This is a genomic window from Streptomyces sp. NPDC059851, from assembly GCF_042732005.1.
In the GTDB taxonomy this organism is placed as follows: Bacteria; Actinomycetota; Actinomycetes; order Streptomycetales; family Streptomycetaceae; genus Streptomyces.
This window is the reverse complement of record NZ_JBHWJJ010000130.1, coordinates 1-24587: the sequence shown is the minus strand read 5'-3', so window position 1 is coordinate 24587 and position 24587 is coordinate 1. Positions and strand designations below refer to the sequence as shown.

Sequence of the window (24587 nt, the reverse complement as noted above, 5' to 3'; positions counted from 1 at the left end):
TAAATCGTGGCCTGCTTCATTTTTTTATACGACACTGTCCCGGCCACCCGCCCTGACCCCGCCGCCCGGGCGGGGCCGCGGCAAAACCGGCCGGCGGCCCCGCGACGGCCGAGGGGCCTGGGGAGGTGTCCCTGCCGGACGCGGAAATCCGGTTTCGCGAGGAACGAATCCTTGTGGTCCAGCCCGTGGTAGAGGCGTGCGGATGCTGACTTTTGCTGGCTTTGAGGGACTCGCAGCGCTCTGACCTGCGGAAATTCCGGCCCCGGACCTGTCGCCGACCCATCTGAAGCCGCGAGGTCGAGTGCGCTGACCTGCGGGTGCGTCGAGCTGGATGGCCGCCCGCATTCGGTGCGGTGACGGTTTTGCAGGCGGCTCCACGACCAACCGGCGACCCTGGTCCCCGGTCAGCCCAGGGGGACCAACGCGACCGGGGCCGGGCTGTGGTGAATCGCCGCGTGCGCGACGTGACCGATGTACGGGCCGAACGGCACCTTCCGGGTGCGTCGGCCGACGACCAGCAGTGCCGCTCCCTTCGCCGCGTCCACGAGTCGGGCACCGGCAGCGCCGGTGACCACCTCATGGGTGACGTGGACTCCGGAGTAGGTCTTCTGCCAAGGTCGGAGAAGTTCCCTCAGGGTCCGTGCCGCGTGCTGTCCGAGCTCGTCGCCGATGTGCGGGTCCATGACGCCGGCGTACACGTAGACGGGGGGCGGGCTCCAGTAGTGCTGGATGCGCAGCGCACAGCCCCGGCGTGCGGCTTCGGTGAAGGCGAATCCGAGGAGCCGGTCGCTGTGGTGGGCCAGGTCGACACCGGCGACGATCCCGCTGTTCGACGGCTGAGCCGTGTCGTCCGCGGGCGCCCGTACCAGGACGACCGGGTGCCGTGCCGTGCCGACGACGGCCAACGACACCGAACCGACCAGGAATCCGCTGATGCCGCCGAGCCCTCGGGAGCCCAGCACCATCAGTTCGGCGTCGTCCGCGGCTTCGCCCAGGACCTCTGCGGCGCGACCCCGGACGCAGCGTGTGGTCACCTCCAGGGGCACGTGGTCCCGGCGTGCCCGCTCGGCGGCGTCCCGCAGAAGCGTTTCGGACCGGTCGTCCGGCGGAGCAGAGAACCGCTGGTCCCTGGAAGCCGTCCATTCCTCCACGTGCAGCAGCTGCAGCGGCACATCCCGGAGGGTCGCCTCACGCGCCCCCCACGCAACTGCGGCGAGACTCTCAGGTGAGCCGTCCACGCCCACTGTGACCTGGGCCGTCATGACATGCCTCCTCGTGGGGCCCGTGCATGGCCGGTAGATTCCCCGTCCAGCTTCCTGCGGCGCCGGCCCGGCGCACAGGGCCGACCGGGCCGGACCCGGACCGAAAGGACCGACCCGGCCGAGGGTCATGCGGCGGTGGGTGTCCGGAGCCGGCAGTGGACGTCGACGATGCCTTCGACCGAGTGCGCGAGGCGTTCGGCCAGAGGGATCAGGTCCCGGTCCCGCACCCGGCCGGTCAGGGTGGCGATGCCGTGGGACACCGTCACCGTCACGGCTTCGTGGGAGAGCGGGAACAGGCGCTCGACCACGGTCCGGCGGATTTCGGTCGTCAGCTCCTCGTCGGTGCGGGAGGAAGACCTTCAGGAGGTCGGCGCGGCTGATGATGCCCTTGAGGGTGCCGTCGGCGTCGACGACCGGGAGGCGCTTGATGTGCCGGTCGGCCATGAGGCGGGCGGCCCGGGGGAGGGTGGCGTCGGGGCGGATCGTGATCGCGGGGGTGGTCATGAGGTCGCCGGCGCGGGTGGAGCCGGCTTTGGCGGTGTCGCCGAGGCGGCGCATCTGCTCGATCAGGCCGGGGCGGTGCTCGTGGAACTCCTCCTTGGGCAGGAGGTCGGCTTCGGAGACCACGCCGACGACGCGGCCTTCGCCTTCGATGACGGGGAGGGCGGTCACCTTCCACCGCTCGATCGCGGAGGCGATGTCCTTGAAGCCGGTGTCGGGGGTGACGGCGATGACCCTGGTGGTCATGACGTCGGCGACGGTGTACGGGGTGGAGGTCATGGCGGGGTCCTCAGCGTGCGTAGGCCAGCGGGGTTCCGCTGCCGTATGGGGCGAACCGGTCGAGGAGCCGGGTGCGGGCGGAGTCGAGCCGGTCGGTGATGACCGTGCCTTCGTGACCGGGGGGACTTCTCGGCCCGCTGGTGCTCCTTTTAGATGCGGGTGCCGGCCGGCAACGGGACCTGGCGGGAGTGGGCGAGCAGGGCTTCGCCGGCCTCCGGAGCCCTCTCTTCGCGGCTGCTGTGCATCGTGCTCATGGTGTGCCTCCTCCCACGTGACTTCACCCTGCGCCGGCGGCCACGGGCGGTGGGAGGGCCGCGCGGTGCACACACCGGGACCGTCCGGCCCATCCCAGCGGACCAGGGCGTCCTGCCGGGCTTCTCGCGTGGCGGTGACCACCCGCCTCGCACACGCTGGAGCTAGGTCGGAAGGGAAGGGGTGAAGGGCATGGACACGCAGCACGAGACGCCGCGGATCGTGGTGGGCGTCGACGGATCGCCCTCGTCCCAGGCCGCACTGGGCTGGGCGGTACGGTACGCCGGCCTCGTCAGCGGAAGGGTGGAGGCGGTGACGGCCTGGGAGCTCCCCGGTGAGGCGTCGTGGTCGGCTCCGGCAGTGGACGCGACGTTCGACGAGGAGGAGGCCGAGCGGCGGCTGGTCGAGGAGGTCCGCACCGTACTCGGCGATGAGGGGGCGTCCCTGGTGCACGAGCGGCTGGTGCACGGGCACCCGGCCGAGGTTTTGGTGGAGGCGGCCAAGGGGGCCGACATGCTGGTCGTGGGTAGTCATGGACGCGGCAGTTTCCGCCGGGCCCTCCTCGGTTCGGTGAGCCAGCAGGTGGCGCTCCACGCGTCGTGCCCGGTGGTCATCGTCCGACAGGACATGGCGTGAGCCGTGCCGGCGCCGCAGTACCTCCCTGGCCGGCCCGCACGGAGTGACGTGACCGCTTGGTCACGAGCGGACCACTCGGCTGGCGACGCAGGCTCCTGAGGACGTCGTGGACGCGCTGCTGTCCACCGCGGCCACAACCGGCTGCCCCGACCCTGCACCGCCTGCCGGACGCACTCGGTGGCCGGATGACGGTCGCGGTGCGGGACGAGGACGGACGAAACACCCGGCCGGCTCAGTGACCCGTACGGGTGTCGTCCGTCTCCCACGCGAGCTGCTCCGTGACCCGGACGACGCCGTCGACGGTGCGGCACAGCCGCTCCACGACGGGGATGAGGCTCCGGAAGCGCACCACACCGTGCAGCGTCACCTCTCCGTCCATCACGTCGACGGATACGGCCGAGGGGTCCACGTGCAGGGTTCGGTCGAGGACCTCCCCGGTGATCTCGTGCCGGATGGCGTCGTCGTCGCGCAGGAAGATCCGCAGCAAGTCGCCACGGGTGACGACGCCGACGAGGACGTCCGAGTCATCGACGACCAGCAGCCGCTTGACGCGCTGGCTCTCCATCAACCGGGCGGCCTCCGCCACGGTCCAATCCGGCCGTGCGCAGACCGCCGGCGCCGACATGAGCTCCTCCGCCGTCGTGCTCGCGGCCTTGTCGCGTTCCCAGGGTTCGGGACGCGGCAGCGAGCGGAACCAATCCCCTTGGTCGGCGGACTTCGGCAACAGATCGCCTTCGGAGATCACGCCGAGCGGGTGTCGGGCGCCGTCAATGACGGCTACCGCAGAAACCTCGTGTTCGCTGAGCGTGCGAACGATGTCCTTGAAGGTGGCGTGCCGGGGGACCGTGACGACCTCGCGGGTCATCAGCTCGCCCACTTCCCTGTGTCTCACCGTTTTCTCCTTCCGCTGTTGCGGTCGCATCCTCGGACCGGAGGACCGGAGGACCGGAGGACCGCTGGAACAGCGGCCCGCGCGGGCGCAGCGCCTGCGCGGGCCTACTCAGAGGCTGGGAGCGCCCCGTCGAGTTCCATCCGGACGTCGACGACCCCCTCGACGGCGCGGATGGCGCGGGCCAGGAGGGGGACCAGGGCGCGGTCGTGCAGTGGTCCCCGGAGGGTGACGACACCGTCCTGGACGGAGAAGTCCAGGGGCACGCCCGGCGCGAGCTCGTGCAGCACGGCCCGGTGAACCTCCTCCTCCAGCTCCTCGTCCGGCCGCAGGAACACTTTCAGCAGGTCGCTGCGGCTGACGACGCCCTCCAGCATGCCGACGTCGTTCACCACCGGCAGGCGCTTGACGTGTTTGCGGGCCATGATGCGGGCCGCTTCGGCAAGGGTCGCGTCCGGGTGGACGGTGACCGCCGGGCTCGACATCAGGTCCTCGGCGAGTACGCCACCGGCCTTGGACGCTTCCTCCAGCTGGTCCGGCAGGCGGGGCTCCTCACGGCGGAACTCCTCCTTGGGCAGCAGGTCGGCCTCGGAGACGACTCCGACGACGCGGCCCTCACCTTCCAGGACGGGGACCGCACTCACCTTCCATTCGTGCATCAGTTCGACGATCTCCTTGTAGGACGCCTCGCGGCCTATGGCGACGGCGGTGTGCGTCATGACGTCACTGACGGTGTAGCGAGTTGCGGGCATGACCGGCTCCTTCGCCCTGTTCGGTCATGGATCCTGCCGCCGCCCCGGGGTGCGTGCAGGTGGGGGCGGACCCTTCTTCCATCTGAGCACCCTGGGCACGTGCGTGCGCAGGGTCTTGTGGGCCGGGGCGGAGGGTCCGAGTGGCCCGGGGTTGGAGCGGTGCGGCCGGCATCGTGCACTCATGCCCCAGGAAGCGCCGGCTCTGCTGAAGGACGAGGTGCCGGGTCAGTCGTCCGACGGGTGCATCACCTCGACGCCCTGGTCCTGCAGTTCCTTGACCACGGAGTGGTCGGCGGGGGCATCCGTGACGACGAGCGCGACCTCCTCCATCGAGCAGATCCGCCCCAGCGCCGCACGGCCGAGCTTGTCGGCGGTCGCGACGAGGACCACCCGCTGGGCCGCGGCGACGGCGGCCCGCTTCACCTGGACGTCGTCGAGGTCGTAGGCGGTGGCGCCCTGTACCGGGTCGACGCCGCAGCAGCCCAGGACGAACGTGTCGAAGCACAGGTCCCCGAGGGTCTGGACGGGGGTGTGGCCGTAGAACGAGAGCTCCTCCGGGCGCACTTGGCCGCCCGGCATCACCAGGCGGATGCCGGGGCGTGCGGACAGGGCGAAGGCTGCGTGCAGGGAGAGGGGGGTGACGGTGAACTGGCGGTCGCCCATCGCGTTGGCGACGGCCACGGCGGTGGTGCCGGTGTCCAGGGCCACGGTCTCGCCGTCGGTCAACAGTCCGACGACGGTGCGTGCCAGCCGCTCCTTGGCCCGGGTCCCCGACATGGCGCGGATCGCGTAGGGCGGCTCGACGCCGCCGGGCAGACTGCTCACGGCGCCGCCGCGTACCCGGCGCAGGGCGCCCCGGGATTCCAGCACCTCCAGGTCCCGGCGGATGGTCATCTCGGACGCCCCGGTCGCTCGGGCCAACTCGGCCACCGTCGCGCGGTTCTGCTGCATGAGCATGCCCACGACGAACTTGTGCCTCTCCATCACGTTCATGTGTCTGCTTTAGCACAGACGGTGGCCCGCCAGGGTCGCGGTGAGCGTTTCACACATTGGATCTGTTGAAATGAACAGTCTGCGTGAGTAATCTGAGCGGAACGGTGTGAACTTCCCGCCGTGACGAACATCAGAAATGTTCGTACGGCAAATGAATGAGGAGGAGGGGCGATGTCAGCCAGCAGTCGGGCCGACCTCCCGGAGCCACAGCAGCCGCTCCTCACGACGGTCGCGCTCGTCGCCTCGTGCGTGGCCTTCGTCGTGATCGGGGCCCTGCAGGCGCTCTACGGACCGGCGATTCCCGCCCTGCGGGAGGAGTACGGCATCAGCCCCGCCGTTGCGGGGTTCAGCCTCAGCGCCCACTTCATCGGTGCGCTGCTGGGGGTGCTGGTCTACCACGTAATGCGGGGCCGGCTGAACGACCGGGTGCTGCTGGGCGGCTCCTACGTGCTGATGGCCGCGGGTGCGGTGGCCTTCGCGTTCTCGCCGAGCTGGATCCTGGCCCTCGTCGGCACCTTCGTCACCGGCCTGGGGTTCGGCGGGATCGACTACGGCCTCAACCAGCTCTTCGCCATCGGTTTCGGCAACCGCAGCCCCGCCATGCTCAACCTGCTCAACGGGCACTTCGGCGTCGGGGCCATCGCGGGCCCGGCCCTGATCGGCTGGCTGGGAGCGGAGGACTACCCGGAGGTCTTCGTCGGCATCGGCGTGATCAGCCTTCTCCTCATGGTCACCCTGGGTGGTGTGGCGGCCCGGGAGCCCGAGCCGGCCCCGGCGGGGAGCGCCCCGGCGGGCGGGGCCCGGGTGCTGCCGGTCATCGCCGTGTTCATCGGCATCTACGTGCTGCACGTGGCCATCGAGACGGGCGTCGGCGGCTGGGAGCCCACCCACCTCGAAGCCGTCGGCTACGGAGCCGCCACCGCAGCGACCGCGACCTCCGCCTACTGGGCCGCCATGACCATCGGCCGGTTCGTCGTCGCCCCGCTCAGCCTTCGCTGGTCCGCACCGTCGATCCTGACCGTGTGCTGCGCCGGCATGGCCGGCTTCCTGCTCCTGGCCACCGTCCCCGCGCTGGCCCCGTACGCGTACTTCGGCGTCGGTCTCATGATCGCGCCCATCTTCCCGACCTGCCTGCCCTGGCTGAACCGGGCCGTGCCCGGCGTCGCCGCGGCCGGCGCCTACGTGATCGCCGCGTCGATGATCGGCGGAGTGGCCTTTCCCCCGCTGCTCGGCGCGTTGATCGACACCGTGGACGTGAAGACGGCACCCCTGGTGCTGTTCGCGCTCGCCGTCGTCTGCACCGCCCTCAGCCTGTGGCTGCGCAGGAACGCGCCCGACCGCGGCGGGGTCGCCGCCCGCAGCGGGACGGGGCGGACGGACGCGGTCGCCACTCGAGGAACGTGAGGAACCCCAAGGATGAAAGCCGTCCTCTTCGACCTGTTCGGTGTCATCGCACGGGTCCAGTCGCCCGAGTCCCGGGCCGTGCTGGAACGCACGGCCGGCGGTGACCCCCACCGGTTCTGGGAGGCGTACTGGTCGCGGCGCGCCCCCTACGACCGTGGTGACACCACCGGACCCGGCTATTGGAAAGGGGTCTGCGCGCAGTTGGGCATCCCGCTCGACGACCGCCTGACCGAGGAGTTGGTCGCCGCCGACCTCGCCAGCTGGAGCGAGGTCGACCAACGCAGCGTGGACCTGCTCCACCTGCTCGCCGACCGGGGAGTCGTCCTCGGGCTCCTCTCCAACATCCCCGAGGAGCTCGCCGCCCGGTACGAGGCCACCCAGCCGTGGCTGGAGCGGTTCGCGGTCCTCGGCCTGTCCTGCCGGATAGGCAGCGCGAAGCCCGAACCGGCCGCGTACCAGTGGTGCGTTCGCGAACTCGAACTGCCCGTGGAGCAGGTCCTGTTCGTCGACGACCGGGCCGAAAACGTCCGGGCGGCGCGTGAACTCGGCCTGCAGGGACATGTGTTCACGTCCCACGACGAACTCATGACCGTCCTGGAGGCGCTGTCGCCGTGATGGGTGTCCGGGACGGTCATCCGGTGGAGTCCCGGCGCCCCGCCGCCCGCGGCATCCGCACCCGGCTGCGGGCCGCCGACGGCTGACCGGGGCCGCGGCCGGACGTCACGCGGCGCCCATGCCCGCCCGGTGGCATCCGTAGCGCGGGCTCCAGCCGAGCTCCCGGGTGGCCTTCGCGTGCGAGACCCGGAGCCGGGTGTCCAGCATGAGCGCGCCGAGGTACGGGACCGCCAGGCGCAGCGCCCATCCCGGAAGCCGGACCGGGCGTCCGCCGCGCGCTGCGGCGAGCTCGCCCCAGTGGGACGGCCGGTCGTCGACGATGTTGTACGCCTCGCCCGCCCCGCCGCGCTCCATGGCCGAGACGGTGGCCTCGGCGGCGTCCCCGACGTGGATCCACGGCACCACTCCGCCGCCGCCCGCGGGGACGGGGACGGACCGGCTTCCCGGGGTGGGGTCGAACCAGGTTCCCGGACCGTAGAACACCCCGTACCGCAGTGCGGTGCCGGCCACGTGCCCGGCGGCGAACAGCTGCCCCTCGGCCTCCATCAGCCTGGTGGTCACGTGGTCGGCGACGGTGCCGCCGCGGACGCCGAACGGGTCCTCCTCGGTGAGGAACCGGTCGCCGTGGTCGCGGTATCCGTAGCCGAGGACGAGGGACTGGGTGAGGAACCTGCCGGCTCCGAGGACGCCTGCGGCCTCCAGCAGGTTCGCCGTGCCGCGCTCGCGCAGCACGTTGCTGGGATCGTCGGCGGTCAGCGTGCGCTTGGGCGCCTTGAGCGCGGTCAGCTGGTGGATCACCGCGTCGGCCGAGCGGCCGTCGAGGGCGCGCAGCAGACCGTCCCGGTCCAAGGCGTCCGCCCGCACGGGTTCGGCGCCGAGGCCCCGCACGGTCGCGGTCGCGCCGTCCGACCGGGCGAGCGCCAGCACCTGGTGCCCGTCACGGAGCAGGGCACGGGTCAGCGGACGGCCGATGGCGCCGGTCGCGCCGGCCAGTAGGACCCTCATCGTCAGCCTCCTGGAGGGGGTGGGCCTTTCGGCCTCGTGCGTATGACCAGGAGACAAACGGCGCGCCCCCCGTGTGACACCCTGCCGGCCCGGCCCGACGTGATCCGCATCACCTCGATCGCTCCGAATGCCCGAAGACCGGTTCCCGGGGACCGTAGACCGCGTGCGCGGCTCCCTTGGTGAGGGCCCAGTAGCGGTCGCCGTAGGACCAGTGTCACCATTCCGTCGGGTAGTTGACGAGACCGGCCCGGCTCAGCGCGGCGGACAGCACGGCCCGGTGGGCAGGCCCGGACTCGCCGATGCCGGCGGCGTGCGTGTAGCAGCCGCCGTTGCTTTCCTCGGGGCCGGCGATCATTCCGCGTGCCGAGGTCGAGTTCACGGCCTTCGGCGTCGGCGAGGGTCACGTCCACGGCTGCTCCGGCGCTGTGCGGCGCGATGTCGGGAGGCGAGACGTAACGGCTTGCCGCCGCGTGCACTGCGGCGGGAGCCAGGTCGGGGTGGGCGGCGCGCAGGGCGTCGGCGTGCTCCTCGAAGTAGCGGCGCTGGAGTGGCAGGGGCCGGTAGCCCTCCACGAAGAGCAGCCGCAGCCCGTGGGGCAGCAGGGTCTGAGCGTGGACCAGCCGGTCCAGGACGCCTCGGCGGACGCGGCAGAACGCTCCTGCCCCGTCCGCTTTGCGGGGGTCGAGCAGCAGGTGGCCTTCGGAGCGCACGTCGGCGAGCGCTTCCCCGCACTCCCGGACCGGTACGGCGGCGACCCGCGGGTCCGACATCAAGACGATCTCGTTCATGGACGCATCACTGCCCGCGGCGACGCAACGGAACCCCGCGTCGGAGCCGACGGGCGTGGTGCCACCGGCCGCCGTTGGGCGGCCCGGCCCGAAGGACGTTCGGCCCCCGGGGGAACGGCCCGGGGGACGTTCGGGCCCTTCTGGGGCGAGCGCGGCGCGTGTTCACTCGTGATCCGGGTACGCCCGTCGGCGACGGCGGAGCGGACCGTGCGCACACGGGACGAGTGGAGGGCGCCGGATGGCGGGGAAGCGAGCGGGCGGATGATCGCGGCGGTGGGCCATGCCGATCTGCCCCCGGACACGCTCGAACTGGTGGGGGCCGAGGTGCGGGCGCGCCTGGAGCGCCGGGCGGGGAACGCCACCGTGGCGGTCCGCGCGGGTGCCGGGCTGCCGGTGGTGGTCGGACGGGCCGTGCGTACGTCGGGCCGGCGGCTGGCGGTACTGCTCGCGGCCGAGGGGGCGGCGCCCGCCCCGCTGCCGCAGCGCGACCGGGCAGCGGCCGGCGAGCTGCTCGCGCTCGCCGACCGGGCGGCCCTGCTGGAGTTCGATCCCGACGACCGGGCCGCCTGCATCGGCGCCGACGAGGAGATGATCCGGACCAGCCGTCGGCTGCTCGCCGTGTGGGACGGTTCGCCGTCCGACGGGAGGGACGCCACCGCGCACCTGGTGGCCTATGCCAGGGCACGCGGCGTTCCCGTGGAAGTCATGTGGCCCGAGGGGGCGAGCCGGGCCCGGTCCCGGACCTCGGCCGGGACCCGGACCCGGGCTTCCTCCCGGCACCTGTCCGCGGCGGGGCCCGCCCCCCTCGGCACACCGGCGCGGCAGGAGGGCGACGATGTCCGACGCCCTGCATGAGTCCGACACCCCGCATGACCAAGGGGCCGACGTGCGCGGCAGCGCCGGCGGAGCCGTCGCCGTCCGGCCCGGTCCGATCGGTGCGGGGCGCGCCCTCGCCTGGCTCCTGGTCATCACCGGTGCGGCCGGGGTCCTCGCCTCGTTCGTGATCACCCTCGACAAGTTCGAGCTGCTCCGGGATCCGGACTTCGTCCCCTCGTGCAACCTCAGCCCGGTGCTGTCCTGCGCCGACGTGATGCGCAGCGGGCAGGCGTCCGTGTTCGGCTTCCCCAATCCGCTGCTCGGCCTCGTCGCCTACGCGGTGGTCGTCGCGATCGGGTCCGGCCTGCTCGCGGGTGCCGCCTACCGCCGGTGGTTCTGGGCCGGACTCAATCTCGGGACCCTCCTGGGCGCGGGCTTCTGCATGTGGCTGATGGGGCAGGCCCTGTACGGGATCGGGGCGCTGTGCCTGTGGTGCTGCCTGGCGTGGGCGGCCACCATCGCCATGTTCTGGTACACCACGGTGCACAACCTCCGGCACGGCGTCATCCGCGCCCCCCGCGCGCTGGTCAGCGGCGTGCAGGAGTTCCACTGGGTCGTGCCGGCCACCTGGTACGGGGTCGTCGTGCTGCTCATCGCCACCCGCTTCCAGGCGTACTGGGAGACGCTGCTGTGACGTTATCCCGGTCGTCTGCGACGCACGGAGGGTGCCCGGTGAGGGCCTGCCGGCCCCCACCCGGGAAACCGCGGAGGCAAGGAGGCGAGCACAACCGGAAGAAGCACACGACGTGAACCAGTACGACACCTACCACGCGCTCCTCGCGCGACAGGACGCCATGCGGCTGCGGCGGCAGCTGATGGCCCCGACCCGGCAGCCGGCCGCGGCCCGTCCGGACCCGGACTCCTACGACGGCGCCGCGGACCAGCGGCTGATCACCTCGAACCTGCCGCTGGTGAGCCCCTGCGGGGAGCTCATCGACCGTCTCTACGACGCCATGTTCGAACACCACCCCTACCTCCGCGGCCTGTTCCCCGACTCGATGGCGTTCCAGCGCACCCACCTGGAGCAGGCGCTGCGGCACCTCATCGACAACCTGCACCAGCCGGAGGAGCTGGCCGCCTTCTGTGCCCGGCTGGGCCGCGACCACCGCAAGCTGGGCGTGCGGCCGGTGCACTACGAAGTGTTCGAGGCGGCCCTCGTCGAGGCGCTGCGAGGGTGCGCGGGCGCGGGATGGAGCGACGAGCTGGAGCAGGCCTGGCTGCGGATGCTGCGGCTCGCCGTCGCGGCCATGGTGGCCGGGGCCGAACGGGCGCTGGCGGAACCGCCCTACTGGAACGCCGTGGTGACCGGCCACCGGCTGTGCGGGCCGGACCTCGCCGTGGTCCGCGTGCGCACCGCCGAGCCGTACCCCTACCGGGCCGGGCAGTACGCCCATCTCCAGACACCGCTCCTGCCGCACGCCTGGCGGCCCTACTCCATGGCCTCTGCGCCGCGCCCCGACGGCGAGCTGGAGTTCCACGTCCGCAGCGACGGCAGCGACGACGTGGTCGAGGCGCTCGTGACGCGCACCGGCACCGGTGATCCCCTGCGGGTCGGTCCGGCCCGGGGCGCGATGACCGTGGACGCCGCTTCCGGCCGGGACGTGCTGGTGGTGGCGGCGGGCACCGGCTGGGCCACCGCCAAGGCGTTGTTGGAGGAGCTGGAGCGCGGGCCCCGGCCGCGCCGGACCCACCTCTTCCTCGGAGCCGGCACACTCGACGACCTGTACGACACGCAGGCCCTGACGGTGCTGCGGGAACGCTGCCCGTGGCTGCGCGTGGTCCCGGTCATCGGGGAGGGCGCTGCCGGCACCGACTGCGCCCCGGTGGTGGAGGCGGTCTCCCGGAGCGGCGACTGGTCCCGGCACCTCGCCTACGTCAGCGGCCCGCCGGCCATGGTCTCGGCCGCGGTGAGGCAGCTGGCCGCCATGGCCGTACCGCCGGAGCGGATCCTCCACGACCCGGTCACCGGTGCTGGCGCGGTCCCCCTCGACCAGCATCCGCTCGCGGGGTCCGTGCCGGTGCGTGCCGTACGGCACTGGGAGGGGGCCGTACGGCCCTGATCACGCAGGGCACGGAGGGACTGTTCGGCCCTGCCGGACCCCCTACCCGTGCGCGGATCATGGGGCGGCGTCCGGGGGTGCCGTTCCCCTTGTGTGCGGCACCTCCCGGTTCGCGTCGGGTACAGCTACAGGGAGGGCAGCGTCCGGTGGACGTGACAGGGACGAAGCAGGCGGCGGGCGCGGAGCCGGAGACCGCGCCGGGCGTGACGACCGGAACCAGAACCGGAGCAGCCGGAGGCGGACCGGTGCAGCGGGCCTCGTGGGTGGAGTGGCTGACGACCACCGACCACAAGAGGATCGGCACGATGTACCTCGTGAGCGCGTTCGTGTTCTTCATCATCGGCGGCGTCATGGCGCTGATGATGCGAGCGGAGCTGGCGCGCCCGGGCACGCAGATCATGTCGAACGAGCAGTTCAACCAGGCGTTCACCATGCACGGTTCGATCATGCTGCTGATGTTCGCGATGCCGCTGTTCACCGGGTTCGCCAACTGGATCATGCCGCTGCAGATCGGCGCGCCGGACGTGGCGTTCCCGCGGCTGAACATGCTCTCCTTCTGGCTCTTCCTCTTCGGATCGCTCATCGCGGCCTTCGGTTTCCTCACCCCGGGCGGTGCCGCCGACTTCGGCTGGTTCCTCTACGCGCCGCTGTCGGACTCGGTGCACTCGCCGGGCCCCGGCGCCGACATGTGGATCATGGGCGTGGCGCTGTCCGGCTTCGGATCCATCGCGGGCGCCGTCAACTTCATCACCACGATCCTGTGCATGAGGGCCCCGGGCATGACGATGTTCCGGATGCCGATCTTCACCTGGAACGTGCTGCTCACGGCGCTTCTGGTGCTGATGGTCTTCCCGGTGCTGGCCGCGGCCCTCTTCGCCCTCGAAAGCGACCGCAAGTTCGGCTCCCACGTCTTCGACGCCGCCAACGGCGGGGCCCTGCTGTGGCAGCACTTGTTCTGGTTCTTCGGCCACCCCGAGGTCTACATCCTCGCGCTGCCGTTCTTCGGCATCGTCAGCGAGGTCGTCCCGGTCTTCTCGCGCAAGCCGATGTTCGGCTACATAGGCCTGATCGCGGCGACGATCGCGATCGCCGGCCTGTCCGTGACCGTATGGGCGCACCACATGTACGTCACCGGCGGCGTGTTGCTGCCGTTCTTCTCCTTCATGACCTTCCTGATCGCGGTCCCGACCGGGGTGAAGTTCTTCAACTGGATCGGCACGATGTGGAAGGGCTCGCTGTCCTTCGAGACCCCGATGCTCTGGACGGTCGGCTTCCTGGTCACCTTCGTCTTCGGCGGGTTGACCGGCGTCATCCTGGCCTCGCCCCCGATGGACTTCCACCTCTCCGACTCGTACTTCGTCGTCGCGCACTTCCACTACACCGTCTTCGGCACCGTCGTGTACGCGATGTTCGCCGGCTTCCACTTCTGGTGGCCGAAGTTCACGGGCAAGATGCTGGACGAGCGCCTCGGCAAGATCACCTTCTGGACCCTGACGGCGGGCTTCCACCTCACCTTCCTCGTCCAGCACTGGCTGGGCGCCGAGGGCATGCCGCGCCGGTACGCGGACTACCTCGCGGCCGACGGCTTCACCGCCCTGAACACCCTCTCCACCGCAGGATCGTTCCTGCTGGGGCTGTCGTTCCTGCCGTTCTTCTACAACGTGTGGAAGACCGCCAAGTACGGCAAGAAGATCGAGGTCGACGACCCGTGGGGCTACGGCCGCTCGCTGGAGTGGGCGACGTCCTGCCCGCCGCCGCGGCACAACTTCACCTCCCTGCCGCGCATCAGGTCCGAGTCCCCGGCGTTCGACCTCCACCACCCGGAGATCGCCGCCCTCGAACCGGCCCGCCACTGACCGGGCGGCCGGAGCCGGTAACCGGAGCCGGAGCCGGAACCGGAGCCGGATCCGGCAGTCCGTGCGGGCGTCCGGCGTCCGGCATCGCGTCAGCCCACCGAACCCAGCGAGAGGTGCTCATGTCCCATGCAGTTCCGGCGCTCGGCATTGCGGTCCTCTGTGCGGCCGGCTGCGTCTGGTACGTCCCCGCGGTCGTGGACCTGCGCGCGGGCGCCGACCGCCCCGCCTCGCGCCGGACGAGGGCCACGGCCTGCCTGACCGGCTGGGGAACCGCGGCGCTCGTCGTTCCCCTGCTGCTGGCGTCAGCGCCCTGGGTGCTCGTCGCCGCCGTGGTGGGTGCGGGAGCCGCATCCTCGGCGGCCCTGTCCCTCCACGGCCGGGCCCAGCACGACCGGGAACAGCGGGAGGAGGTCCGGCGCTGGGCGGAAATGGGCTGCGTGCTGTGGACGGCGGTGCACGGCCGGCGAGCGGTGCACGGCCGGCGAGGACGCCTGCGGGTCGCGTGGGCCCTGGCCGGGATCACCGTCGTCCCCGGCGCGGCGGCCGCAGTGGTCCTGGCCGGCCGCTGACGGGCGGTTTCCGAAGGTCAGGCGGTTGCACCCCAGGCCGTGGTCAACCCGTCGAGCCAGGCCGGCGGCAACTCGGCGGCATCCCACTCCTCCCACAGCGCCGCCGGCTCCGTGAGCAGCCGTTCCAGCACGGCGACGCTGGTGGGGGAGTGGAGGAGGGAGTAGCGGCCGTGGATCGCGATGGCACTGCCGGGTCCGTACTCCGCGTACAGCCGTTCCAGACGTGTGCGGTGGATCGAGGCGAACCGCGTCAGCCGTCCCGCGTACCCGGTGCGCTCCCTGGTGCTCATCGTCCCGAGGACGGCGGTGAGCACCTGCTCCGAGACCTCGGGATCGAGGTCCGAGAGCGTGGTGTACGAGAGGTACAGCGGTAGCACGGCCACTTTCGCCCGCTCCAGCTCCATCCTGCCGGCGGGGGGACGCGCGTCCAGGCCGTCCCCCGACGCACCGGCGCCGACCGCCTCCCGCAGCGCCCGCTCCGCGATGTCGCCCAGCTCGTCGGCGACGGCGCGGGCACCGTCGAGCCAGCCGGACGCGTAGAGCTCGCCCTTCCCGGTCGGGGCGGTTCCCCCACGCCCGCCGACCTGCCTGTGCGCGACCGCGAGCGTACCGGCCTCGACGAGCCCGATCAGCTCCCCCGCGTCACCGGGGTGGACGCCCGCCCGGACGAGGAGCTGGACGAGTGTCGTCTTCGCGTTGAGGACGCTGACCGCGTCCAACTGCTGTAGCCCTTCCCCGGCGGGGTTCATGGGTCCTCCTCGGTCATAGGGGCGCCGGAGCGAGCCTATGCAACGGTCCCACGGGTTCAGTCCCTGAACCCGGCGTCACGCCCGTGGGGGACCCGGTGAGGTGACGGCTGCCCGGTCTCCCGGGGCCTTCGGGGCCAAGGCGGCTCCCGGGGCCTCCAGGTCTTCCGGAACGGGGCCGCAGGTCGCTCAGCTCGCTGCCGCGGGTGTCTTCGGCAGGTCGGGGCCGGGGGCCGCGCCGGCCGCGGCGATCAGCAGGTCCAGCAGGGCGAGCAGGACACCGCGGACGTCGTCGCGTTCGCGGGCGTCGAGCATCAGGACGGGCGTGTCGGGGTTGCGCAGGTGGAGGGCCGCGGCGATCTCCTCGGCGGTGTAGGGCTGTTCGCCGTGGAAGCAGTTGGCACCGACCACGAACGGCAGGCCGCGGCTCTCGAAGAAGTCGACGGCCGCGAAGCTGCGGTCCAGGCGGCGGGTGTCGACCAGGACGATCGCGCCGAGCGCCCCGCTCAGCAGGTCGTCCCACATGAACCAGAACCGCTCCTGGCCCGGCGTGCCGAACAGGTAGAGCACCACCCCGGCCTCGGTGAGCGTGATCCGGCCGAAGTCCATCGCCACCGTGGTGACCGCCTTGGACTCGATGCCGTCGAGGTCGTCGACGCCCACTCCCGCGGCCGTGAGCCGTTCCTCCGTGCGCAGCGGCTCGATCTCGGAGATCGTCTCGACGAGGGTGGTCTTGCCGACCCCGAACCCCCCGGCGACGAGGATCTTCATGGCGGCCGCCTGCCGAGCAGGGTCGTCATATGCGGGCAAGGTTGTCCCTGATTCTCATGAGCAGGTGGACATTGGTGGTCTCGTCGCCCTCCAGGGGCGGCTGGTGGTGGATCAGTCCGCGGTCCGCGAGCTCGCCCAGGAGCATCGTCATCGGAGTGAGGCGGATGTGCATGCGCGCCGCGATCTCGGCGACCGCACGCCCGTTGGGCGCCGGGCACATGGCGAGGACGGCCCGCCACTCGGTGGGCAGCCCGCTCCAGGCGTCCTCGGTGACCGCCGCCGTGATCGTGGTGTCCATGGTGAGGACGGTGCACGAGGCGGCCGTACGGCCGTCGGTGAGCGCGTACAGCCGCGTCCGCCGGGGGCCCCGGGGCCGCCGCCGGCGCGGCGGCTCCCGGGGTTCCGCGGGCTCGTCCGGCGCGGCGGCTCCCGCCGCCTCGGCCGTCTCCACCGGCTCGGCCGTTTCCGCCGCCCCGTGCGGTGCGCCGTCCGCGGCCGTGTCCGGTGCCCCGTCCGTCACTTCGTCCGGCATTACGACGCGGGAGGCTGCGTCTGCGTGCGCTCCGGGGTGCCCAGCCACTCACCGAGTGCCTGGGCGGTCCGTACGGCCTCGCCCCCCAGCTCTCCCAGACGCGCCTTGCGGGAGGTCACGACGATGAGGGTGCTGCCCTCCCCGCACCCGACGATGCAGAGGTAGCGGTCGTCCATCTCGACGAGCTGGCGGATCACCCGGCCGCCGTCGATCTCTCTGGATATCGCCTTCATGGTGGACGCGACCCCGGAGCAGGCGGCGGCTATGCGCTCCGCCTGGTCCCGGTCGAGCAGGTAGGCGCTCAGCCCGATCCCGTCGTTGGACAGGAGCACGGCACCCTGGATGCCGGCGATCCTGCTCAAGTTGTTGTCCAGGACGCTGTAGATCATGTCGTTCTGTGTCGTCGTCATGGCTGATCCTGTCGGAGCTCTTCTTCCACTTTCTGGGTCCCGTGTTCGTAGTCCGCCCAGGCGTCGGCCACCTCTTCGGGTGTGGCCGGGTCCGGGGCGGGGGCCGTCTCCGGCGCCCGCGGCCCGCGCAGCTGTTCCGTCATGTGGGTCTGCGGGACGCGCTCGGGGAGGGCGGGGCGTGCGTCGCGCCCCGGCAGGGCGGGGCTCGGACCGGCGCCGCCCCGAGCGGCCTGCGGCTCGGGCGGACGGCGGCTCGGCAGGCCGGAAGGGGTGGGCAGCGGTGCCGGCTCGGCCGCCCGCGGGCCGGTCGCCGACGCCGGTACGGGCGCTGGCGCCGGTGCCGGTACGAGGGCGGGCGCGGGTGCCGGGGTGGCGGCAGCGGGGGCCCGGGCGGGCTCCGGGGCGGCCGACGCGGGCGCGGGTGCCGGGGCGGGTGTCGGCTCCGGTTCCGGTTCCGGCACCGGAGCGGCGGCCGGAACCAGGAGGAGCTCCGGCAGCACCACGACCGCCGACGTGCCCCCGTACACCGAGCGCCGCAGCGTGACCGTGGCGCCGAGCTGCTCGGCCAGGTGGCCGACCACGAAGAGGCCGAGCCGGTGCGCGTTCTCGGCGAGGACGGCGTACGGCGGGGCCGTGTGCAGGCGCCGGTTCATCTCCTCGTAGCGGGAGCCAGCCACGCGCGGCCCCCGGTCCTCGATCTCCACCGACAGCCCGTCCGTGACCAGTTCGGCACGGATGACCACCTTCGAGCGAGGCGGGGAGAACCGGGTGGCGTTGTCCAGCAGCTCCGCCAGCAGGTGGCTGACCTGGCTGATGAACTGCGGTTCCACACTGGCCTCGTCCAGTGCCTGCCGGTCGATCCGCCGGAAGTCCTCCACCTCAGCGGCGGCTTCGCGCAGCAGGTCCGCGATGCGCATGGGCTCGGTGTGCGGGTCCGGGATCTCGCCGCCCGACAGGATGAGCAGGTTCTCGATCTGGCGGCGCATGCCGACCGTCAGCTGGTCGGAGCGCATCAGTTGGGCGAGCAGGGCCTCGTCGTGGCCGAAACCGTCCTGGATGTCCTCGGTGAGGGCGAGCTGGCGGCTCACCAGGTTCCCGGTGCGCGAGGCGATGCCCGAGGCGAACGCCCCGAAGCCGTGGCGCTCCGCCGCGAGCTGCCGGTGCCCGTCCACGGACACGGCGACGACCCGGGCGAACGCGTCGTTGATCCGCCCGACCTCGTCCCGCTGCCCGCGCACCGTCGGCAGCGCGGACTCGTCCACGGGCCGGCCGCTGTCGAGCCGGGCCACGACGTCCGGGAGGATCCGCTCGGCGACGGCAACGGTGCGCCGGTGCAGCCCGTCCAGCCTTCGCAGCACCGAACGGGTGGTCAGCACGACGACGGTCACGACCAGCAGCAGGCCGGCGCCGCTTCCGCCGACCAACCAGGCGACCTCGGTCTGCAGTGCGTCGGCCTTCGCCTCGCCCAGCGTGAGGACGCCCTTCGCGCGGTCGATGTTGAGCGTGGCCATCTGCACCGAGAAGTTGCTGTGCGCCGCGCTCCAGCCGCTGACCTCGGCGGGCAGCTTGATGCCGGTCTCGGTGTCCTTGTTCTCGTGGATGATCGCGTTCTCGATGCGGATCTTCGTCTGCCAGTCCGGGGAAGCGACGATGCGCTCGTAGAACTGCCGGTCCCGCTCGGGCAGGTACGGCTCGACCCAGGTCTCGTACAGGTAGCGCTGGGCCCCGACGGAACTGGTGAACTGGTCGAAGCCGGTGGCGCTCAGCTCCCGGGAGGGGCCGGCCAGGGCCAGGGCCGCGTCCTCGCGCGCCACCATTTCGGAGGCCGAGAGCATCGACACCACCGGCCGGCTCGCCTGCGTGAGTTCGGCGTCCTCCGAGTGGCTGAACTCCTGCTGGTACACGCGGATGATGTCGTTGATCGCCCCGGTGTAATGGCCGAGCAGGCGGTCGGGGGTTCCGGTGCGGGCGTCCGAGCGCTCGCGGTAGCCGGCCAGCTCCCCGAGGCGCCGGGTCACGTCCTCGAGGTGCGCGGTCGATTCGGCGGCCACCCGGCGGACCTCGGCCGCGGCGCGGTCGGTGGCCAGGCGCCTCTGCCGCAACTCCTGATCGGAGCCGGCCGTCCCCGCCCACCGGGCGGCGGTCGCCGTGCGCTCGGCCTGGAGGTCGACCAGGAGCGTGTACAGCGGTATGCCGATCTGCTCACTGGCCGCCACGTCGGAGCGCAGGTGCGCCGATTGCGCCAGCAGCCGATCGGCGTTCAGAACGGTCTGGGTGCCCATGGCCACGGTGGGGGCCACCGCCAGCAGGATCAGCAGGGTGCGCAGCCGCACCGTCCGCCGCCGCGGCTGCCGCTGCCGGGGCGTCACGGGGGCTGCCGGGCCTTCGGGTTCTGTGGGGGACATCGTTCCTCGGGGGCGGCTGGGCAGGGGGAGGGGAGTGCGGGGACAGCCAGTCGGGAGCGCTGATCATAACCAGCCACGTGTCGATAACGGATACGTTGAATCCGTTATCGACACGTGCTATGAGCAGCGCTTTTGTTGCCAACCGGAGTCCTGATCGGAACCCGATCGCGATGTGCCGGTGTCCGGTCAGGACAGCAGGCCCCGCTCTAGGGCCGTGATGACCGCCGCCGTGCGGTCGGACACCGACAGCTTCTTGAACGAGCGCAGCAGATGCGTCTTCACCGTCGCCTCGCTGATGAACAGACGGCGCCCGATGTCCGCATTGGTCAGGCCCCGTCGGACCAGTTGCAGCACTTCGCGCTCCCGCTCGGACAGCACCGGCGCCTCGGGCACCCGGGCGGCCCGGAACAGCTTCGGGGCCAGCGACGGCGTCAGCACCGTCTCGCCGCGCGCCGCCGCCTTCACCGCGTGCACGAGCTCCTCGCGGGAACTGCCCTTGAGCAGGTAGCCCGCCGCGCCGGCCTCCACCGCGCGCAGGATGTCCGCGTCGTCCTCGTACGTGGTCACGATGACCACCTTGGTCCGCGGTGACTCCCGCAAGATGTGCCCGGTCGCGGCCACCCCGTCCATCGCGCCCATCCGCAGGTCGAGCAGGACGATGTCAGGCAGCAACCGCGCGGCCTGCAGCACCGCTTCCTCACCGGAGCCGGCCTGCCCCACGACCCGGATGCCCTCGTCCAGCTCCAGCATGGCGGACAGGCCCTCCCGGACCACCGGGTGGTCGTCGGCGAGCAGGACTCCGATCGGCCCGCGCTCACTCATCGTCCGACTCCTGCGCCGCCGGGCCCAGGGGAACCGTCACCTCGATGACCGTGCCCGCCCCCGGGCTGCTGCTGACCTCTGCCATTCCGCCGATCTCCTCCACCCGGGCCCGCATCCCGCGCAGCCCGAAACCGTTCCGCTCACCGTCCTGCGCGTCGGCGAGGTCGGCGTCCGTGTCGAAGCCCGCGCCGTCATCGCGGACCACGAGCCGTACCGCGTCCGGTGCGTACGCCACCAGTACCTCCACCCTACGGGCGTCCCGCGCGTGCTTCCGTACGTTGGCGAACGCCTCCTGCGCCGAGCGCAGCAGCACCACGCTGACGGCCATCGGCAGCGGCTGCTCCTCACCGCGGGCCGTGCACCGCACGGTCAGCCCCGTCTCCTCCATGAGGAGGTCGGCCTGCCGGTGTACGGCCCGCACGAGGGAACTCTCCCGCAGGGCGGGCGGGGTGAGCGCGGAGACGAAGTTGCGGGCCTCGGCCAGGCTGTCCTGGGCGACCCGGCCGGCCAGCCCGAGCCGGGACCGGGCCCGCTCGGGATGGGCGACCACCTCCGATTCGGCCGCCTGCACCAGACTGATGATGCTCGTCAGGCTCTGCGCCAAGGTGTCGTGGATCTCCCGGGCCAGCCGTTCCCGCTCGGCCGAGATGCCCGCCTGGTGGGACAGCCGGGCCTCGCGCTCCCGACTGAGCCGCAACTCGTCGATGAGCACGGCCCGGTCGGTGCTCTGCTGTACCACCCGCGTGATCCACAGGCCGAGCAGGACCGACAGGGCGATGCCCAGCAGGGATATGGGCAGCACCGACAGGATGTGGGGGTCGAACTGCCCGCCCCGCAGCCACACCACGATCACCGGCCACAGGTTGGCCAGGACGACCAGCACGATCGCTGACGGCATCGGCAGGCTCATCATGAGCATGGGGACCACCGCGAACAGCGCGAAGGAACCCCCGGGGTCGAGCGTGCTGGAGGAGGCGAACAGCAGGAACAGTCCGGCGGAGAAGACCGTGTTCCGCCGGCTCTTCTTCCGCAGGATCATGTGCCTGCGGCCGAGACCCGCGTACCAGGGCACGATCAGGGTGAGCGCGCCGACCGCGAACGCCCGGTGCACCTGGTCCTCGTCGGACGTGAACAGCAGCATGACGGTGACGAGGTAGGAGATGGCGAAGTAGCCGTCCCACAGGCCGAACCAGCGGCTCCCCGAGTCGGGGCCGTACTGCGCGGTCTCCCGCGGGGACCTGGGAGCCTCCTCCTGAATGTGTATGTGCACGTCACCAGTCCTACCACGCGTGATGCCGCTGTCCGTCGACCGGTTGACAGCCGTTCCCACCGATCGGTCGTCCCTGCCGCCGGGCCGCCCCGCCTACGTTGGACAGCGGAAGGACAACCGCGGCAAGGGACGTCGGGGGCGAGCAGAAAGGTCAGGTCCGGTCAGGTGGGTCAGTTCACGACGGCGGTCATCATCTGCGGAACGGTCCTCGTCGTCATCCTCGCCGCAGATTCCGGCGACCGGCGCATCACCGCGGCGCGGATCGCCGGCCCCGCAGTGGCGGCCGTGGCCGTCATCGGCGCCTGCGTGCGCTCCTTCCCGACGGCGGGCAACGACCCCTCGCTGCACCTCGCCGCCATCGGTGTCGGTGGCATCTGCGGGCTCGTCGCGGCCTCCCCGCTCTCCGCCCACCGGGACCGTGCGGGGGACATCCGCAGCACCGGCGGCATCGGCCACGTGGCGGTCTGGGTCGTCCTCTCCGGCCTGCAGATCCTCTTCGCGTACGGCTGCGAGCACTGGTACGGCGCGCGCATGACCCGGTTCACCGCCGACTACCAGCTCAGCGGCAGCGAGGTGCTCGTGAGTGCGCTCGCCGTGATGTCCCTGTCGATGGTGGTGGCCCGGACGGCCGTCGTGGTCTCCCGGCTGCGCGCCGTACGGGCCGCGACGGGGCCGACCGCCGACGGGACGGAAGGGGGAACCGACAGCAGTGAGACGTGGGTTGACCGTTGACCCGACCGTTGTCCGCCGAGGGTTTCGTGATCGTTCAGGAATATGGGTGAAGCAGTGCTAGACAACCATGAATTGAGGCTCCGGCCGCCTCGGAACCGGGTCGAGAGCCGGGCGATCGGCTGGTGGACCCTCCAGTCGTCCCTGTTCGCCCTACCGCTTCCGCTCGTCTTCGGTGTGCTCTACCTCTGCATCCCGCCGGCGCGGCCCGTGTTCGGCTGGCTGTTCCTGTGCACGCTCGTCCCGGGGCTGCTGTACATGGCCGCCATGCCGATCTGGCGCTACCGGGTGCACCGCTGGGAGGTGACGGACGAAGCCGTCTACGCCGCCTCCGGATGGCTCTGGCAGCGGTGGCGGGTGGTCCCGCTGTCCCGCGTGCAGACCGTGGACATGCTCCGCGGACCGCTCCAGCAGATGTTCGGGCTCTCCGGGATCACCGTGACCAGCGCATCCTCCGCCGGCGCCGTGAAGATCAATGGACTCGACCACCAGGTCGCCACCGAGCTCGTCGAGCACCTGACCCGATCCACCCAGGCCGTACCGGGAGACGCGACATGACGCGGGACGCTTCGGTACGACGCCCGGGCGAGGACGCCGGGCAGGACGCGTGGGGTCGGCTCAACCCCCGTCTGGTCCTGGTCAACCTGAGCGTGATGGCCGCACCGGTGGCCATGTTCGGTGCCACTTCCGTCCTCACCGGCGGCGAGCCGAACCTCCAGGCCCTCATCACCATCGGCTCGTTCTTCATCACCTGCCTCGTCATCGCGGGCATCAGCCTGATGCGGCTCATCACCACCCGGTACCGCGTCACCGAGGACCGGGTGGAGGTCCACAAGGGGCTGCTCTTCCGTAGCCAGCGCTCGGTGCCCGTCGACCGCATCCGCAGCGTCGACCTCACCGCCAATCCGCTCCACCGGGTCTTCGGCCTCACTTCCCTGAAGGTCGGCACCGGCGAGCAGGGCGGCTCCGAGGCCGGTGGACTGTCCCTGGACGGCCTCAGCGTCCGCGACGCCACCGCGCTGAGCCGGCAGCTGATCGAACTCCGGCAGGCCCGCCGCGGCCCGGCGTCCGCCGAGACCGAAGCCGACGCCGCGATCGCCGAACTGGACTGGGCGTGGTTGCGGTACGCGCCGCTGACGGTCTGGGGCGTCGGCGGTGTGTTCATCGCCGTCGCCAGCACCTACCGCACGCTGCACGAGATGAAGATCGACCCGCTGGAACTCGGCATCGTCAAGGACCTCACGGACCGCTTCGGCTCCGTACCCCTGTGGTTCGGCCTCCTCGTGACCCTCGTGGTCATCGTCCTGATCGGCGTCATCGGATCGACGGTCACCTTCATAGAGGGCTGGGGCGCATACCGCCTCGAGCGTGCCGAGGCGGGCATGCTCCGCATCCGCCGCGGCCTGCTGATCACCCGCTCCGTCAGCATCGAGGAGCAGCGCCTGCGCGGTGCCGAGGTGGCCGAGCCGCTGCTGCTGCGGTGGGCCGGCGGGGCCCGCCTGAAGGCCGTCGCGAGCGGCCTCGGCGACGAGGACGAGAACAGCAGCCGCAGCCGGCTCACCCCGCCCGTACCCCTGGCCCTGTCCCGGCGGATCGCCGCCGACGTCCTGGGCGAGGACGCGTCCCCGACGGCCGAAGCGGTGCTCGCACCGCACCCCCGGGCCGCCCTGCGGCGCAGGCTCACCCGCGCCCTGACGTACGCGGCCCTGGTCGGCGCGCTGTTCGTCGGCTTCGGCCTGTGGCTGACGCCGGTGCTCGTCCACACCGGCTGGATCACCGCTCTGGTCCTGCTGGCCGTCGGCGCGGCCTTCGCCTTCGACGCCTACCGCAGCCTCGGCCACGGCTTGCACGGCCGCTACCTGGTCACCCGTTCGGGCACGTTCAACCGCCGCACCGTCGCCCTCCAGCGGGACGGCATCATCGGCTGGTCCATCAGCCGGTCGTACTTCCAGCGGCGGGCCGGCCTGCTCACCCTCGGGGCCGCCACCGCCGCCGGTACGGGCGTCTACAAGGTCCGCGACGTATCGGTGTCGGAGGGCCTGGCCTTCGCCGAAGAGGCGGTGCCCGGCCTCCTCGCCCCGTTCATCGAGCAACGCCGCCGCCACGCCACCGGTTCCCACTAGGCGGCGGAGCCGGCCGGTACGGAGAGCAGCGCTGCACACGAC

23 protein-coding genes and 3 pseudogenes are annotated in these 24587 nt (G+C 71.8%); 11 read left to right on the top strand and 15 right to left on the bottom strand.

Going from position 1 to position 24587, the window contains the following annotated elements:
• Positions 1–404: 404 nt before the first annotated feature.
• The 3 genes and pseudogenes from ACFV7Q_RS31360 to ACFV7Q_RS31350 all read right to left on the bottom strand — a co-directional run.
• Positions 405–1244: pseudogene (locus ACFV7Q_RS31360) on the bottom strand (universal stress protein); the annotation flags it as partial.
• Positions 1245–1387: 143 nt separating this feature from the next.
• A complete protein-coding gene (locus ACFV7Q_RS31355; RefSeq protein ID WP_385433593.1) occupies positions 1388–1570 on the bottom strand; it encodes a BON domain-containing protein in 183 nt (60 codons plus the stop codon).
• Between the two features lie 103 nt (positions 1571–1673).
• A pseudogene (locus ACFV7Q_RS31350) lies at positions 1674–2009 on the bottom strand (CBS domain-containing protein); the annotation flags it as partial.
• A gap of 477 nt (positions 2010–2486) precedes the next feature.
• On the opposite strand from ACFV7Q_RS31350, the gene ACFV7Q_RS31345 reads away from it, so the two are divergent.
• The gene (locus ACFV7Q_RS31345) at positions 2487–2930 is read left to right on the top strand and encodes a universal stress protein (RefSeq protein ID WP_385433591.1); all 444 of its coding nucleotides are present in this window, start codon (positions 2487–2489) and stop codon (positions 2928–2930) included.
• Between the two features lie 232 nt (positions 2931–3162).
• On the opposite strand, the gene ACFV7Q_RS31340 is transcribed toward ACFV7Q_RS31345, so the two are convergent.
• From ACFV7Q_RS31340 to ACFV7Q_RS31330, 3 genes are all read right to left on the bottom strand, one after another.
• Positions 3163–3822, bottom strand: a complete 660-nt coding sequence (locus ACFV7Q_RS31340; protein WP_385433589.1) for a CBS domain-containing protein — start codon at positions 3820–3822, stop codon at positions 3163–3165.
• Positions 3823–3926: 104 nt separating this feature from the next.
• Complete coding sequence (locus tag ACFV7Q_RS31335; protein WP_385433587.1) at positions 3927–4571, bottom strand: CBS domain-containing protein; 645 nt, start codon at positions 4569–4571, stop codon at positions 3927–3929.
• 225 nt (positions 4572–4796) lie between these two features.
• Positions 4797–5564, bottom strand: a complete 768-nt coding sequence (locus ACFV7Q_RS31330; RefSeq protein WP_385433585.1) for a DeoR/GlpR family DNA-binding transcription regulator — start codon at positions 5562–5564, stop codon at positions 4797–4799.
• 171 nt (positions 5565–5735) lie between these two features.
• Between ACFV7Q_RS31330 and ACFV7Q_RS31325 the strand changes: the two genes are divergently transcribed.
• Both ACFV7Q_RS31325 and ACFV7Q_RS31320 read left to right on the top strand, forming a co-directional pair.
• Positions 5736–6968: an MFS transporter gene (locus ACFV7Q_RS31325; protein ID WP_385433583.1), complete on the top strand. Its 1233-nt coding sequence runs from the start codon at positions 5736–5738 to the stop codon at positions 6966–6968.
• 12 nt (positions 6969–6980) lie between these two features.
• The gene (locus ACFV7Q_RS31320; protein WP_385433582.1) at positions 6981–7583 is read left to right on the top strand and encodes an HAD family hydrolase; all 603 of its coding nucleotides are present in this window, start codon (positions 6981–6983) and stop codon (positions 7581–7583) included.
• Positions 7584–7688: 105 nt separating this feature from the next.
• On the opposite strand, the gene ACFV7Q_RS31315 is transcribed toward ACFV7Q_RS31320, so the two are convergent.
• Together ACFV7Q_RS31315 and ACFV7Q_RS31310 are read right to left on the bottom strand one after the other, a co-directional pair.
• Positions 7689–8588: an NAD-dependent epimerase/dehydratase family protein gene (locus ACFV7Q_RS31315; protein ID WP_385433580.1), complete on the bottom strand. Its 900-nt coding sequence runs from the start codon at positions 8586–8588 to the stop codon at positions 7689–7691.
• A gap of 109 nt (positions 8589–8697) precedes the next feature.
• Positions 8698–9376: pseudogene (locus tag ACFV7Q_RS31310) on the bottom strand (M15 family metallopeptidase).
• Positions 9377–9649: 273 nt separating this feature from the next.
• On the opposite strand from ACFV7Q_RS31310, the gene ACFV7Q_RS31305 reads away from it, so the two are divergent.
• The 5 genes from ACFV7Q_RS31305 (at position 9650) to ACFV7Q_RS31285 (ending at position 14737) form a co-directional block, all read left to right on the top strand.
• Entirely contained in the window at positions 9650–10231 is a 582-nt protein-coding gene (locus tag ACFV7Q_RS31305; protein ID WP_385433578.1) for a hypothetical protein, read from the top strand.
• Positions 10212–10886, top strand: coding sequence for a vitamin K epoxide reductase family protein (locus tag ACFV7Q_RS31300; RefSeq protein ID WP_385433576.1), 675 nt, complete (start codon positions 10212–10214; stop codon positions 10884–10886). The genes ACFV7Q_RS31305 and ACFV7Q_RS31300 overlap by 20 nt, the downstream gene beginning before the upstream one ends.
• 112 nt (positions 10887–10998) lie before the next feature.
• The gene (locus tag ACFV7Q_RS31295) at positions 10999–12312 is read left to right on the top strand and encodes a globin domain-containing protein (protein ID WP_385433574.1); all 1314 of its coding nucleotides are present in this window, start codon (positions 10999–11001) and stop codon (positions 12310–12312) included.
• A gap of 146 nt (positions 12313–12458) precedes the next feature.
• Positions 12459–14168: a cytochrome c oxidase subunit I gene (ctaD, locus tag ACFV7Q_RS31290; RefSeq protein ID WP_385433572.1), complete on the top strand. Its 1710-nt coding sequence runs from the start codon at positions 12459–12461 to the stop codon at positions 14166–14168.
• A gap of 119 nt (positions 14169–14287) precedes the next feature.
• On the top strand, positions 14288–14737 hold the full coding sequence (locus ACFV7Q_RS31285; protein ID WP_385433570.1) for a hypothetical protein: 450 nt from the start codon (positions 14288–14290) through the stop codon (positions 14735–14737).
• 17 nt (positions 14738–14754) lie between these two features.
• Here the strand turns inward: ACFV7Q_RS31285 and ACFV7Q_RS31280 are convergent, their stop codons facing one another.
• The 7 genes from ACFV7Q_RS31280 to ACFV7Q_RS31250 all read right to left on the bottom strand — a co-directional run bounded on the left by ACFV7Q_RS31280 (position 14755) and on the right by ACFV7Q_RS31250 (position 21693).
• A complete protein-coding gene (locus ACFV7Q_RS31280) occupies positions 14755–15486 on the bottom strand; it encodes a hypothetical protein (RefSeq protein ID WP_385433568.1) in 732 nt (243 codons plus the stop codon).
• A gap of 186 nt (positions 15487–15672) precedes the next feature.
• Complete coding sequence (locus ACFV7Q_RS31275; protein ID WP_385433566.1) at positions 15673–16254, bottom strand: ATP/GTP-binding protein; 582 nt, start codon at positions 16252–16254, stop codon at positions 15673–15675.
• A 25-nt stretch (positions 16255–16279) separates the two neighbouring features.
• On the bottom strand, positions 16280–16786 hold the full coding sequence (locus ACFV7Q_RS31270) for a DUF742 domain-containing protein (RefSeq protein ID WP_385433564.1): 507 nt from the start codon (positions 16784–16786) through the stop codon (positions 16280–16282).
• Positions 16786–17196 carry a roadblock/LC7 domain-containing protein gene (locus tag ACFV7Q_RS31265; RefSeq protein ID WP_385433562.1) on the bottom strand — a complete coding sequence of 137 codons (411 nt, stop codon included), beginning with the start codon at positions 17194–17196 and terminating at the stop codon, positions 16786–16788. Before ACFV7Q_RS31265 ends, ACFV7Q_RS31270 begins: the two co-directional genes overlap by 1 nt.
• A complete protein-coding gene (locus tag ACFV7Q_RS31260; protein WP_385433560.1) occupies positions 17193–19601 on the bottom strand; it encodes a nitrate- and nitrite sensing domain-containing protein in 2409 nt (802 codons plus the stop codon). Before ACFV7Q_RS31260 ends, ACFV7Q_RS31265 begins: the two co-directional genes overlap by 4 nt.
• A 186-nt stretch (positions 19602–19787) precedes the next feature.
• A complete protein-coding gene (locus ACFV7Q_RS31255; RefSeq protein ID WP_385433557.1) occupies positions 19788–20423 on the bottom strand; it encodes a response regulator in 636 nt (211 codons plus the stop codon).
• On the bottom strand, positions 20416–21693 hold the full coding sequence (locus tag ACFV7Q_RS31250) for a histidine kinase (RefSeq protein ID WP_385433555.1): 1278 nt from the start codon (positions 21691–21693) through the stop codon (positions 20416–20418). Before ACFV7Q_RS31250 ends, ACFV7Q_RS31255 begins: the two co-directional genes overlap by 8 nt.
• A gap of 165 nt (positions 21694–21858) precedes the next feature.
• Here ACFV7Q_RS31250 and ACFV7Q_RS31245 point away from each other — a divergent pair, with 165 nt between their 5' ends.
• Genes ACFV7Q_RS31245 through ACFV7Q_RS31235 form a run of 3 tightly spaced genes read left to right on the top strand, consistent with a single transcriptional unit; the run spans position 21859 to position 24545 of the window.
• Positions 21859–22425 carry a hypothetical protein gene (locus ACFV7Q_RS31245; protein WP_385433553.1) on the top strand — a complete coding sequence of 189 codons (567 nt, stop codon included), beginning with the start codon at positions 21859–21861 and terminating at the stop codon, positions 22423–22425.
• A 42-nt stretch (positions 22426–22467) separates the two neighbouring features.
• Positions 22468–22980 carry a PH domain-containing protein gene (locus ACFV7Q_RS31240; protein ID WP_385433551.1) on the top strand — a complete coding sequence of 171 codons (513 nt, stop codon included), beginning with the start codon at positions 22468–22470 and terminating at the stop codon, positions 22978–22980.
• On the top strand, positions 22977–24545 hold the full coding sequence (locus tag ACFV7Q_RS31235; RefSeq protein ID WP_385433550.1) for a PH domain-containing protein: 1569 nt from the start codon (positions 22977–22979) through the stop codon (positions 24543–24545). The genes ACFV7Q_RS31240 and ACFV7Q_RS31235 overlap by 4 nt, the downstream gene beginning before the upstream one ends.
• Positions 24546–24587 lie beyond the last annotated feature (42 nt).